This window comes from Rhizobium sp. BK529 (assembly GCF_014194105.1).
Taxonomy (GTDB): domain Bacteria; phylum Pseudomonadota; class Alphaproteobacteria; order Rhizobiales; family Rhizobiaceae; genus Rhizobium.
Map to the genome: position 1 here is coordinate 3353538 of NZ_JACIAU010000001.1, position 12061 is coordinate 3365598.

9 protein-coding genes are annotated in these 12061 nt (G+C 59.7%); 2 read left to right on the forward strand and 7 right to left on the reverse strand.

Features of this window, described 5'->3' with window-relative positions:
• Positions 1-167: 167 nt before the first annotated feature.
• The gene (gene uxaC / locus FHX08_RS16815) at positions 168-1583 is read left to right on the forward strand and encodes a glucuronate isomerase (protein WP_132653135.1); all 1416 of its coding nucleotides are present in this window, start codon (positions 168-170) and stop codon (positions 1581-1583) included.
• Positions 1580-3037: a mannitol dehydrogenase family protein gene (locus FHX08_RS16820; protein ID WP_132653136.1), complete on the forward strand. Its 1458-nt coding sequence runs from the start codon at positions 1580-1582 to the stop codon at positions 3035-3037. The genes uxaC and FHX08_RS16820 overlap by 4 nt, the downstream gene beginning before the upstream one ends.
• A gap of 121 nt (positions 3038-3158) precedes the next feature.
• Here the strand turns inward: FHX08_RS16820 and FHX08_RS16825 are convergent, their stop codons facing one another.
• The 7 genes from FHX08_RS16825 to FHX08_RS16855 form a co-directional block, all read right to left on the reverse strand.
• Positions 3159-5609, reverse strand: coding sequence for an FAD-dependent oxidoreductase (locus FHX08_RS16825; RefSeq protein ID WP_132653137.1), 2451 nt, complete (start codon positions 5607-5609; stop codon positions 3159-3161).
• A complete protein-coding gene (locus tag FHX08_RS16830) occupies positions 5610-6485 on the reverse strand; it encodes a phosphotransferase (protein WP_132653138.1) in 876 nt (291 codons plus the stop codon).
• 70 nt (positions 6486-6555) lie between these two features.
• Entirely contained in the window at positions 6556-7632 is a 1077-nt protein-coding gene (locus FHX08_RS16835) for an ABC transporter ATP-binding protein (protein WP_132653139.1), read from the reverse strand.
• Between the two features lie 16 nt (positions 7633-7648).
• The gene (locus FHX08_RS16840; RefSeq protein ID WP_132653140.1) at positions 7649-8722 is read right to left on the reverse strand and encodes a Gfo/Idh/MocA family protein; all 1074 of its coding nucleotides are present in this window, start codon (positions 8720-8722) and stop codon (positions 7649-7651) included.
• A 35-nt stretch (positions 8723-8757) separates the two neighbouring features.
• Positions 8758-9645 carry a carbohydrate ABC transporter permease gene (locus tag FHX08_RS16845; RefSeq protein ID WP_132653141.1) on the reverse strand — a complete coding sequence of 296 codons (888 nt, stop codon included), beginning with the start codon at positions 9643-9645 and terminating at the stop codon, positions 8758-8760.
• Positions 9638-10597, reverse strand: coding sequence for a carbohydrate ABC transporter permease (locus FHX08_RS16850; protein ID WP_165911866.1), 960 nt, complete (start codon positions 10595-10597; stop codon positions 9638-9640). Before FHX08_RS16850 ends, FHX08_RS16845 begins: the two co-directional genes overlap by 8 nt.
• A gap of 6 nt (positions 10598-10603) precedes the next feature.
• Positions 10604-11890 (reverse strand): ABC transporter substrate-binding protein, encoded by a 1287-nt coding sequence (locus FHX08_RS16855; RefSeq protein WP_132653143.1) that lies wholly within the window; start codon positions 11888-11890, stop codon positions 10604-10606.
• Between the last annotated feature and the right edge of the window lie 171 nt (positions 11891-12061).

A 12061-nucleotide genomic window follows, 5' to 3' on the forward strand; every position in this document is an offset into this window, starting at 1 on the left:
GGTTTTCTCCCTGATATCAGGGGCATTCCAAAGCCCAAATAGGCCGGAACGTCAATGGTTCGAAGGCCAACGAAAAACGAATCCGAATGTGAACCGTCTGGTTACTAAAAGCCCTTGCCGCATCCGTTCTTGTGGGGTAGGGCCTTATCCATCAGGGAGGATTACTAATGGATGTAGGTAACGGCTTTCTTCATCCGGACCGGCTCTTTCCCGCCGATCCGGCAACGCGGGCAATCGCGCGCGATCTTTACGAGACGGTGCGCAGCCTCCCAATCCTCAGCCCGCACGGACATACCGAACCATCCTGGTTTGCAGACGACAAGGCCTTCGAAGATGCCGCCTCGCTGCTCGTCATTCCCGACCACTACCTCTTCCGCATGCTACACAGCACCGGCACCAGGCTCGATGAGCTTGGCGTGCCGCGGCTTGACGGCAAGCCAGTAGCAAGCGGGCGGGATATCTGGCGCGCTTTCGCTGCAAAATACCACCTTTTCCGCGGAACGCCTTCCAGCCTCTGGGTCGATCACGCCATGTCGGCCGTGCTCGGTTGCACCGAGCCGCTGACACCTGAGAATGCCGACTCGCTGTACGACCACATCAACGCGCAGCTGAAACTTCCGGAATTCCGCCCGCGGGCGCTGCATCAGCGCTTCGGCATCGAGACGATTGCCACGACCGAAGGCGCGCTCGACCCGCTTCCGCACCACCAGAAGATGGCAGCTGACGGCTGGATCGGCAAGGTGCGCACCACCTATCGGCCGGACAGCGTCACCGATCCTGATGCCGTTGGCTTCCGTGACAATCTCGTCAAGTTCGGCGAGATCACCGGCTGCGACATCACTAAATGGGATGGGTTGATCGACGCGCACCGCAAGCGGCGCGCCTATTTCCGCCAGTTCGGCGCGACGGCGACCGATCACGGCGTACCGACCGCCTTTACCGCCGACCTGCCGCTGGCCGAGAAACAGGGGCTGCTTGATAAGGCGCTGAAGGGACCGCTTTCAGCTTCCGACGCGGAGCTTTTCCGCGGTCAGATGATGACGGAAATGGCTGGTTTGTCCGCCGAAGACGGCATGGTGATGCAGATCCATGCCGGCGCGCGCCGAAACACCGACCGCGAACTTTTCGAAAGCCGCGGACCGAATATGGGCGCCGATATTCCGACGCGGACCGATTGGGTCGGCGGTCTCAATGCCCTGCTGTCGAAATACGGCCATGCGCCAGGCCTGCGTATCCTGCTCTTTACGCTCGACGAGACAACCTATGCCCGCGAACTCGCCCCGATGGCGGGCCACTGGGCTTGCCTGATGATCGGGCCGCCCTGGTGGTTCCACGACAGCCCGCTCGGCATCCGCCGTTATCTCGACCAGGTGGTGGAGACGGCCGGTTTTGCCAATCTTGCCGGTTTCAACGATGACACGCGCGCGTTGCTGTCGATCCCTGCCCGCCACGACGTCTGGCGCCGCGAGATCTGCCGCTTCCTGGCGCAGCTTGCAGCTGAGCATCGGATTTCCAGGAAGGATGCCGAAATCGTCGCGCGCGAACTCTCCTATGACAATGCGAAGAAGGCCTACAAGCTGTGAGTGACAGGCTGCAAACCACAACCGGCCTTGCGCCGACGGCAAAGCTTCCCGCCTATGACCGGGGTACACTGAGGGCCGGCATTTTGCATCTCGGCCCCGGTGCTTTCTTCCGCGCGCATTTTGCGCCTTTCACGGATGCTGCGCTCGCAGCTGCAGGCGGCGACTGGGGCATTGAGGTGGCGAGCCTTCGCACACCCGATGTCGCGGACAATCTCACCGCCCAGAACGGGCTCTATACGATGCTGATCCGCGACACCTCGGGCACGACGGCACAAGTGGTCGGCTCAATTCTTGGAGCGTATGTCGCGCCACGCGATCCGGCCGGCCTGCTGGCGCGGCTCGAAGACCCTGATATCCGCATCGTCAGCATGACGGTGACGGAAAAGGCTTACGGTTTCGATCCGGCAACGGGCGGGCTCGACCTCAAGCATCCCGATATCGTCGCCGACCTTGCCAACCGGCATGCGCCGCGCGGCGTTATCGGCTATTTGGTTGAAGGCCTCGCGCGCCGCCGGCAGAAGGGCATCGCGCCGTTTACGCCACTCAGCTGTGACAACCTGCCGAGCAATGGCGCGGTGTTGAAGCGCCTCGTCCTGGAATTCACTTCCCGCATCGATACCGAGCTGCATGACTGGATCGAAGCGAACGTACCCTTCCCGTCCACGATGGTCGATCGCATCACACCGGCAAGCACTGATGCGACCTATGCCGATGCCAAACGGCTGACGGGCCGCAGCGATCTCGCGGCGATCGAGACAGAACCTTTCACGCAATGGGTGATCGAGGATCATTTCGTCAATGGCCGGCCAGCCTGGGAAAAGGTGCATGGCGCGCTGATGGTCGAGGAAGTCTCGGCCTATGAGAAAATGAAGCTACGGATGCTGAATGGCGCGCATTCGCTGCTTGCATATCTGGGCTATACAGCAGGCTATGAATTTATCCGTGACGTGATGGATGATTCCGGTCTTGCGGCACTGGCTCGCCGACACATGAATGCTGCGGCCGCAACACTCGATCCGGTTCCCGGCATCGATCTCGATACCTATGCGGACGAGCTCATAGCGCGCTTTGCAAATAAGGCGATTGCCCACCGGACCTACCAGATCGCAATGGACGGTACGCAGAAACTGCCGCAGCGCCTGCTAGAGCCGGCGACCGAAGCGCTCGCAAAGGGCGGCAAGGCGGAGACTTACGCGATCGCCGTCGCAGCTTGGATGCGCTACGCAATGGGCGTCAACGGCAATGGCGACCGCTACGAACTGCGCGATCCGCGAGCGGCAGAGATTGCAACGCTTCTCGCCGATGTGCCGCGCAATGGCGGGGCAATTTCAGCGGCGTTGTTCAAGCTCCCGGGGCTGTTTCCGAAGGCGCTGACCGGCAATATAGCCTGGACTGAGGATGTGGCGAACAAACTGGAGATCCTGATTCAGGACGACAGACTACCGCTATATTGATGTTTTCTAACCATCTCCGTTCGCCGCGGGGATCGATCAGGCCCAGATCCCTGGACCTGCTCGGATGTGAAACCGCCGCAGAGTTCTGCTCGAATTGTGTCAATCCAGCCAGTCGTGAGACTCAGGCCTTCACACGGTTCATCTCCGGATCGTAGAGCGGCTTTAGGCTGACCCTGCAAGGCACACGCGCACGGGCGACATCGAGTTCATACGTGCCGGAGAGAATAAAATCCTCCGTCACGCCATCTGGATTGCGCACATAACCATAGCCGATCGGTTTACCGATCGTGTAACCGAAGCCGCCACTGGAAAGCCAGCCGACCCGCTTGCCGTCACGATAGATGGTTTCACGGCCGAGCAGCACGATATCGGGATCTTCGGGCACGAAGCAGGCGAGCATTTTCCTCACGCCGCCTTCGAGTTGGCGCTTGATCGCCTCCCGACCTTTGAACGGCGTGTTCTTTCGCACCTTTACGGCCCAACCGAGACCGGCTTCGATAGGCGTATGGTCGGGACCGATATCGGAGCCCCAGGCACGATAGCCTTTTTCCAGACGGCAGCTTTCAATGGCGCGGTAACCGGCATTGACGAGACCGACCCGGGCGCCTGACGCCATCAGCGCGTCGTAGACGGTCGTCGCATATTCAATCGGCACATGCAATTCATAGCCAAGCTCGCCGACATAGGTGATGCGCAATGCCCGGACAGGGCAGCCGGCTATGCCAATGGTCTTGACCCGACCGAACGGGAACGCGGCGTTGGAGACATCGCTGGTCGTGACCTTTTCCAGGACCGAACGGGAATTCGGCCCCATCAGCGAGAGCACGGTATAGGACGAGGTGACGTCGACCAGTTCGGCATGAAGGCCATCGGGAATGTTGCGCGAGATCCAGTCGAAATCATGCGTGGCGAAGCCCGTGCCGGTGACGATGTAATATTCGTTCTCGGCGATGCGGGCGCAGGTGACGTCGCATTCGATGCCGCCCTTGTCGTTCAGCATTTGCGTGTAGATCAGTGAGCCCAAGGGCTTTGCGACATCGTTGGCGGCAATCCATGATAAGGCAGCCTCGACATCCCTGCCCTTGAGCACGAACTTGGCGAATGATGTCTGGTCGAAGATGACAGCAGCTTCGCGCACGGCCTTGTGCTCACGGCCAACGGCATCGAACCAGTTCTGGCGGCCGTAGGTGTAGACGTCCTTTGGTTCTTCATTGGCGAAGAGATCGGCAAACCAGTTGGGCCGCTCCCAGCCGAGCTTTTCGCCGAAGCAGGCACCCTGCGACTTCAATCGGTCATAGAGCGGTGACTTCCGGCAGGGTCGGCCGCTTGCATATTCTTCAAAGGGGAAGGCGAGCGTGTAGTGCTTGCTATAAGCCTCCAACGTGCGGGTGCGCACCCAGTCCGTATCGAAATGCGGACGGCCGAAGCGGCGGATATCGACCGGCCAGAGATCATAAGGTGGCTCGCCCTTCGTCACCCATTCGGCAAGCGCCATGCCGGCGCCACCGGCGGATGCAATGCCGAAGGCGTTGAAGCCAGCGCCGACGAAGAAATTCTTCAGCTCCGGCGCTTCGCCGAGAATGAAATTGCCATCGGGCGTAAAGCTCTCCGGCCCGTTCAGAAGCTGCTTGATGCCGGCGTTTTCCAGTGCCGGCACGCGGCCGAGCGCCTGCTCCATGATCTGCTCGAAATGATCGAAGTTGCTGTCGAGAAGGGTGTAGTGAAAACCCTTGGGAATGCCATCCAGAGCCCAGCCGATAGGATTCGGCTCATAGCCACCCATGACGATGCCGCCGACCTCTTCCTTGTAATAGGTCAGGCGATCGGGATCGCGAAGCGTCGGGAGATTGGAAGGCACGCCGAAGGATTCGGTGATGATATATTGATGCTCGACCGAGACGAGCGGCACGTTCACGCCGAAGCGGGCAGCGAAACTGCGGGTCCACTGGCCAGCGCAAATCACGACGCGCTCGCATTCGATCCGGCCTTGCGCCGTGATCACGGCGCGGATTCTGCCGTTGTCGATGTCGATATCGAGAACTTCGGTATCCTCGAAAATCGATACACCGGCCATACGGACGCCTTTTGCCAGCGCCTGGGTGATGTCGGAAGGATTAGCCTGGCCGTCCGTTGGCAGGAAAGCAGCCCCGACGAGATCGTCCGTCGTCATCAGCGGCCAGAGATCGAAGGCTTCCTGGGGGCTTAGAAGATGCATTTCGAGGCCGAAGGACTGTGCCGTCGTCGCCTGGCGCTTGACTTCGGTCCAGCGCTCCTGATTGCAGGCAAGACGCAGGCCACCATTCATCTTCCAGCCGGTGCTGAGGCCAGTTTCGGCTTCCAGCTTCTTGTAGAGATCGACCGAGTATCCCAGAAGCTGGGTGATATTGGCGCTTGTGCGCAGTTGACCGACGAGACCGGCGGCGTGAAACGTGGTGCCGGATGTCAGTTTCTTGCGCTCCAGGAGCACAGTATCCGTCCAACCGAGCTTTGCCAGGTGATAGGCGGTCGAGCAGCCGATGATGCCGCCACCGATGACTACGGCTTTCGCCGTTTTCGGTAAATCCTTCGTCATTCAATGATCCTGTTCAAATGCCCGGTAGACGCGATCGAAACGGGCGAGATTTTCGGCGGTGTAGGCGGCGTAATCGAAATCGATAGTCGAATGGATTTCGGAGATCATGCTCCAGAGGGTTTCACGCAACAGCGAGGCGCATTTCATGGCCTGGTAGCGACGGCTGAGATCATCCGTCAAAGACCGGTCGAAATAGGTCTCCAGCATCAAGCGCTCGACCTTCTCGGAAAACTCATTGTTGGAGGCGAGGCCACCGAGATCGAAAAGCGGCGTGTTGAAGCCTGCATAGTCCCAGTCGATCAGCCAGAGCCGCCGGCCGTCGTCGAGGAAATTGGCGGCCAACAGATCATTGTGGCCGAAGGCGATGTCGAAAGGACCGGCTGCCTGTTCGAGTTGCTCGGCTTTCTCAAGCAGGCTGCCCAGCAACGGCGCATGAGGGCTGTTGGCGGCTTTCAGGTTCGCCACATAATCGCGGATCACATGGAAAACCCAGAAGATCATGGCCTGCCCGCGAAAATGGCGGGCCATATCGTGGTGGCAGGTGCGGATCAGCGGGATCAGACGAGCAAGCGTTTCCGGCTTTCTGACATCGTTGGGCGACAGCGGCGCGGCATCGATAAAATCAAGGATCAGCACGCCCGGCACGTGATGGATTACAGCAGGCGAAATGCCGGCAGCATGAGCGGCGCAGCTTGCTGCAAATTCATTCTGCCTGTTGATGTGGTGAACCGGAATGTCGTCGCCGAGGCGAACAACGCGCCGTACTGCGCCATCCCTTACGAGATAGTTCCGGTTGGTGATACCACCGGTGATCGGCGCTATGTCGATCGGGCCATGCCAGATGCCAAGCGCATGAATCCTTTCTTCAGGCGTCACGCATGTCCCCCTCGTAACCCTCAAGGAAATGATGGGCTTGTGAGGGATCGGCTGTCAAGTTTCGGCTGATTTAGATCGTCTTGCCGGTGTCATCAAAGACGTGACAACGCGCCGGATCGAAGGAGGCCTTCACATTGGTACCACGCTCGACCTTCTGCTGGCCGTCGAGCGCGATGGTCAGCGCCTGACTGTCGGGCGTCGTGGTGTAGAGCATCGTGGCGCCGCCGAGATTTTCGACGAGGTCGACATTGACGGTCGAAAGAACTGTGCCGCCTTCCGTTAGAGAGAGATGCTCGGGACGGATACCGAAGGTGACGCTCTGGCCAGCCTGGCCGGCAAGCCTGCGGCCGAGCTGAATGGAATTGCCGCAGACATTGACGGTCGAGCCGGCTTCCGTGACGCTCTCGATGTTAGCGCTAACGAAATTCATCTTCGGGCTGCCAATGAAGCCAGCGACGAAGCGGTTGGCGGGATTGTTGTAGAGGTCGAGCGGTGCGCCTACCTGCTCGATGCGACCGGAATTCAGTACGACGATCTTGTCCGCCATAGTCATGGCCTCCACCTGGTCGTGGGTCACGTAGATCATCGTGTTGCCGAGGCTACGGTGCAGGCGGGAAATCTCGACGCGCATCTGCACGCGAAGCTCGGCATCAAGGTTCGACAGCGGCTCATCGAAGAGGAAGATGCGCGGCTCGCGCACGATGGCGCGGCCGATCGCGACACGCTGGCGCTGGCCGCCTGAGAGTGCCTTCGGCTTGCGCTCGAGCAGCTTCTCGATCTGCAGGATCTGCGCGGCACGGCGTACTTTCGGTTCGATTTCGGCCTTCTTGTAACCTGCGGTTTCCAGACCGAAGGCGAGATTCTTGTAGACGGACATATGCGGATAGAGGGCATAGGACTGGAAAACCATGGCGATGCCGCGCTTGGCCGGCGCCACTTCATTCATGCGCTCGTTGTCGAGCATCAGTGCGCCGCCCGTGATCTCTTCGAGCCCGGCGATCATGCGCAGCAGCGTGGACTTGCCGCAGCCCGAAGGGCCGACGAAGACGGCGAATTCGCCGGGATCGATCGTCAGGTCGATGCCGTGGATGACGTCGAGCGAGCCATAACGCTTCTCGACTTTCTGAAGAACGACACTCGTTGCCATGTTCCGAAATCCCCTCTTATTTGGTTCTTGCACGCCATTCGGCGTATTTCGGGCTGTCAGGACCGATCGGCAGGGCGACATCAGCGCCGCTATCGGAGGATTGATAGATGGCTGTGACCAGCTCCAACGCGCGCCGTGCATCGGCGCTCGTCACCGGAAGCGGGCCTTTGCCCATCAGATAGTCGTGGAAGCGCAGCATCTGAGTGTTGAAGCGCAGCGGCACGGGCTGCCAGTCCGCGATGACGGCATCGATCTTCGCCTGTACCTCATCATCGGCAGCAATGATCTGCCAGGGATCTTGGCCAGGCGCATAGGCCTCGTGGTTGCTTTCGAAGGTGATGTTTTCGAAATGGAGCCTCAGCCGGCTGATTTCGTTCTGCGAGCCGAGCGTGCAGGACAGCGAGACAAACGCGCCGTTCTGCATCTGCAGGCTGACCGAAGCACAGTCTTCGACCTCGATCTCGTTAACGCGGGTTGCCACGCGGCCGAAGACGCGGGCAGCAGGACCGGCAAGATAGAAGAGCATGTCATGCAGGTGGAGCGCATGGGTGACGAGCACGCCGCCGAGCTCGGTTGCCCATTTGCCGCGCCAGGGAACGGCATAGTATTCCGGCTTGCGGCGCCAGAATGTTTCGACCGAGCCCATGTAGAACTTGCCGGCAAGACCGGCATCGATGATGCGCTTGGCCTTTTCGACTCCGTCGCCATACCGATACTGGAAGATCGGCATCAGCGTGCCCTTGGCGGTCTTTTCGGCCTTGATGATTTCATCGGCACCGGCGAGCGAACCGGTGAGCGGCTTTTCGCAGACGACATGCTTGCCGGCGGCGAGAGCCGCGATGACCTGTTCCTTATGGATGCCTGGCGGTGTGCAGATATCGATAATGTCGATGCTGTCGTCTGCGAGCAGCTCGTCGAAAGAGGTCGTGCGCCGTTCGATGCCGAATTCATCCCCGATCGTCTTCAGGCGTTCCTCGTTCAGGTCGCAGATTGCGGCGACCTTGAACTTGTCCGGATGCGGCAGGTAGCCCTCGACGATATGAGAGCGGCCGATACCGCAGCCGATAATCGCGACTGTCTTGATGCTCATGTCATTCATCCTGTCTGGCTTTTCCGTCTCACCCGTCAACGCTTCATGCCGGTCGTGGCGATGCCTTCGATCAGCAGACGCTGGAAGAACAGGAAGAAGAAGAAGACGGGCACGAGAGTGAGCGTCGACATGGCAAACAGTCCGCCCCAGTCCGATGCACTGGTGGAGTCCACGAAGGTGCGCAGGCCGAGCTGGATCGTGTAGGTATTCATGTCGTTCAAGTAGATCAGCGGACCGAAGAAATCGTCCCAGGTCCAGATGAAGGAGAAGATGGCGGCGGTGGCCAGAACCGGCAGCGACAGTGGCAGCATGATCTTCCAATAGATGCGCCAGGCGCTGCAGCCGTCCATCATCGCCGCCTCATCGAGCTCACGCGGGATGCCGCGGAAGAACTGCACCATGAGGAAGATGAAGAAGGCGTCGCTGGCCAGGAATTTCGGAACGACCAGCGGCAGGATGGTGTTGACCCAGCCGAGATCGAGGAACAGCACATATTGCGGGATCAGCGTCACGTGATAGGGGATCATCAGCGTGCCGAGCATGATCGCGAACCAGAAGTTCCGGCCCGCAAACCGCAGCCGCGCGAAGGCGAAGGCCGTCAGCGAACAGGCGATGACATTGCCAGCTACGACCAGCAGCGAGATGACGAGCGAATTCCAGAAGAAGCGGCCGAAGGTAATATCGAGGCCGGTCCAGCCGCGCACATAGGACGAGAAATCTACCGATGACGGAATGAGCGAGGTCGAGGAGAAGATCTCGTTTTCCGGTCTGACCGATGCGGACACCATCCACAAGAGCGGATAGAGCATCAGCAGCGAGGCGGCAATCAACAGCGCGTGGATGATAATCGAAGCGGGCAGGCTGCGTTTGGTGATATCCGACGGCGGCCGGGGCGCGGTGACGGAAGCGGTCATCTCAGTCATCGTAATGTACCCAATAGCGCGAGGTCAGGAAGGAGAAGGCGGTGAAGATCGCGATAATCACCACGAGAATCCAGGCGAGCGCCGAGGCATAACCCATGCGGAAATTGCCGAAGGCTTCCTGATAGAGATAGAGCGTATAAAACAGCGTCGAATTGATCGGGCCACCCGTACCGCCTGATATGATGAAGGCCGGCGTGAAGGCCTTGAAGGCGTCGATCGTCTGAACAACGGCATTGAAGAAGATTACCGGCGTCAAGAGCGGCAGCGTGATCTTGTAGAACTGGCGGAATTTCGAGGCTCCATCGAGGCTTGCGGCCTCATACATATCCTGCGGGATCTGGCGCAGGCCGGCGAGGAAGATGATCATTGGCGAGCCGAACTGCCAGACGGAGAGTGCCACCAGCGTGTAGATCGAATAGCTCGGGTGCGAGATCCAGCTCGGACCGACGATGCCGAAATGCGAGAGCGCGGCGTTGACAAGGCCATCGCTGGCGAAGAGCTGACGCCACAACACGGCGATCGCGACGCTGCCCCCAAGAAGCGACGGAAGGTAAAAAATAGCGCGGTAGATCGGCAGGCCGCGCAGGCCCCGATTCAGGGCAAGCGCGACGAGTAGAGCAAAAGTCAGCTTGAAAGGAACCGACAATACAACATAGGTCAGCGTGACGGACATGGCCGATGCGAATTTCGGATCGGCTGTGGCGATGCGCACGTAATTTGCCGCCCCTACCCAACCCGGCGCCCTCAACATGTCGAAGTCGGTGAAGGACAGGTAGAGCGAAATCAGGGCAGGACCAAGCGTAAGGCCGAAGAAGCCTATCAGCCAGGGGAGTAGAAAGAGATAGCCGGGAGCATTGGCATTCCACAGCCGCCGGAAGCGTCCGTCGGCCCGTACTCCCTGATATCTTTCCACGGTTACCGTCCCTGCGGACGTGCGCATCGCATTTGTCATATAAGATCAACCCCGCGCGAGAATTCGGGTGATTTCATCCACGAGCTGCTTGCCGGCATCGGCCGGCTTGACCTGGCCGAAAGCGACCTGTTCAGAGATGGTGCGCAGCACGACCTGGCCTTCGCCGGCGCCGGTCGGCGGCGGGGGCGGAAGCGGGCCGGCGAGATCGCCAAGGCCGCCGACATATTCGAGCGGGATCTTGCCGGTTTCATCGAGCGTGCCGGCAACGACCTCACGCATCGCCTTCGATTCCGGAATACCGCGTTCGACGTCGAGGATCTTGGCGGCATCGGGATTCTTGACGAAGAAGTTGACGTAATCGACAGCCTGATCGATCACCTTCGACTGGGCGGAAACCGAGAAGAACATCGAAGGCTTGCGGTAATGGCCGCCCTTGGAGTCCGGCTTGATCCGCAGATAGTTGCTGAGCATCAGCTTGTCCTTGACCATCGCCTGATAGCCAACGAACTGGTTGGAGTGGGCATAGTCACAGGCAGCCTTGCCGAGGGTCAGCGGGCTGGTGTCGATCGTATCCTTGTAGAGCGCCTGGATATCGGGCGTCACGCAGGCGCCGGCATCGCGGAACTTGGCCCACATGTCGAACCATTCCGCGGCGTCATCCGCACCGAAGGCGATCTTCGAATCCGCCGTGTAGAGCGCCTTGCCGCGCTGGCGCACATAGTTTTCGAAAAGCGGCTCGGCGCCGCTGCCGTCGGCAAAGCCGAAATAGCCCTTGCGCTTGCCTGCCTTGGTGATTTCCGCGCCGATCTTGCCGAATTCCTCCCAGGTCGTCTTGTTCGTCGGCACGTCGATGCCCGCTTCCTTGAAGGCGACCGTGTTGATGACGGTCGCAGCCGAGTTTGCGCCGAGGCTGACGCCGTAGAAATGGCCGTCGACCTTGCCGCCTTCGATCTGCGCCGGATCGAAATCATCGAGCTGCAGCTTCGAGGGCATGTAGGATTCCAGCGGGGCAAGAGCGCCGCGCCGGGCATATTCGACGATGTAGCGATAATCCATCTGGATCACATCGGGGGCGTTGCGGCCGGCCACCTGCGTGGCAAGACGCGGCCAGTAATCGGCCCATCCAAGGAACTCGCCGGTGATCGAAACACCGCTGTTTTTCGTCTTGAAAAGGTCGGAGACCTTGTTTGTGCGGTCGGCGCGTGGCTGAGAGCCCCACCAGATGAGGCGCAGGCGGGTTTCCTGTGCCAAAGCGCTGTTTCCGAGCGCCGAAAGCGACAGGAGCGTTGCCCCGCCCGCCATGAAGTTACGTCTGCTTACACGAAAAGTCATATTGGTTTTCCTCCTCCCAATAGGAAGCGCCTCCACACGCTTCCGAATTAGCCATCTTGCAACAAATAACTAATTGGTTACAAGTTATGTTCAAAGCCTCCGGGCTGTCAAGCGGTGTTGCTGGCCCGGTTGCTCTGACCAAATCGGGTTTTTACATTCTTCCGCTTAAGC

Excerpts from the sequence above, each read along its gene's own strand:
- FHX08_RS16840 (WP_132653140.1), bottom strand. The coding sequence starts at position 8,722 with ATGAGCATCAAGACAGTCGCGATTATCGGCTGCGGTATCGGCCGCTCT.
- FHX08_RS16850 (WP_165911866.1), bottom strand. The coding sequence starts at position 10,597 with ATGACAAATGCGATGCGCACGTCCGCAGGGACGGTAACCGTGGAAAGA.
- FHX08_RS16825 (WP_132653137.1), bottom strand. The coding sequence starts at position 5,609 with ATGACGAAGGATTTACCGAAAACGGCGAAAGCCGTAGTCATCGGTGGC.
- FHX08_RS16835 (WP_132653139.1), bottom strand. The coding sequence starts at position 7,632 with ATGGCAACGAGTGTCGTTCTTCAGAAAGTCGAGAAGCGTTATGGCTCG.
- FHX08_RS16855 (WP_132653143.1), bottom strand. The coding sequence starts at position 11,890 with ATGACTTTTCGTGTAAGCAGACGTAACTTCATGGCGGGCGGGGCAACG.
- FHX08_RS16845 (WP_132653141.1), bottom strand. The coding sequence starts at position 9,645 with ATGACTGAGATGACCGCTTCCGTCACCGCGCCCCGGCCGCCGTCGGAT.
- uxaC (WP_132653135.1), top strand. The coding sequence starts at position 168 with ATGGATGTAGGTAACGGCTTTCTTCATCCGGACCGGCTCTTTCCCGCC.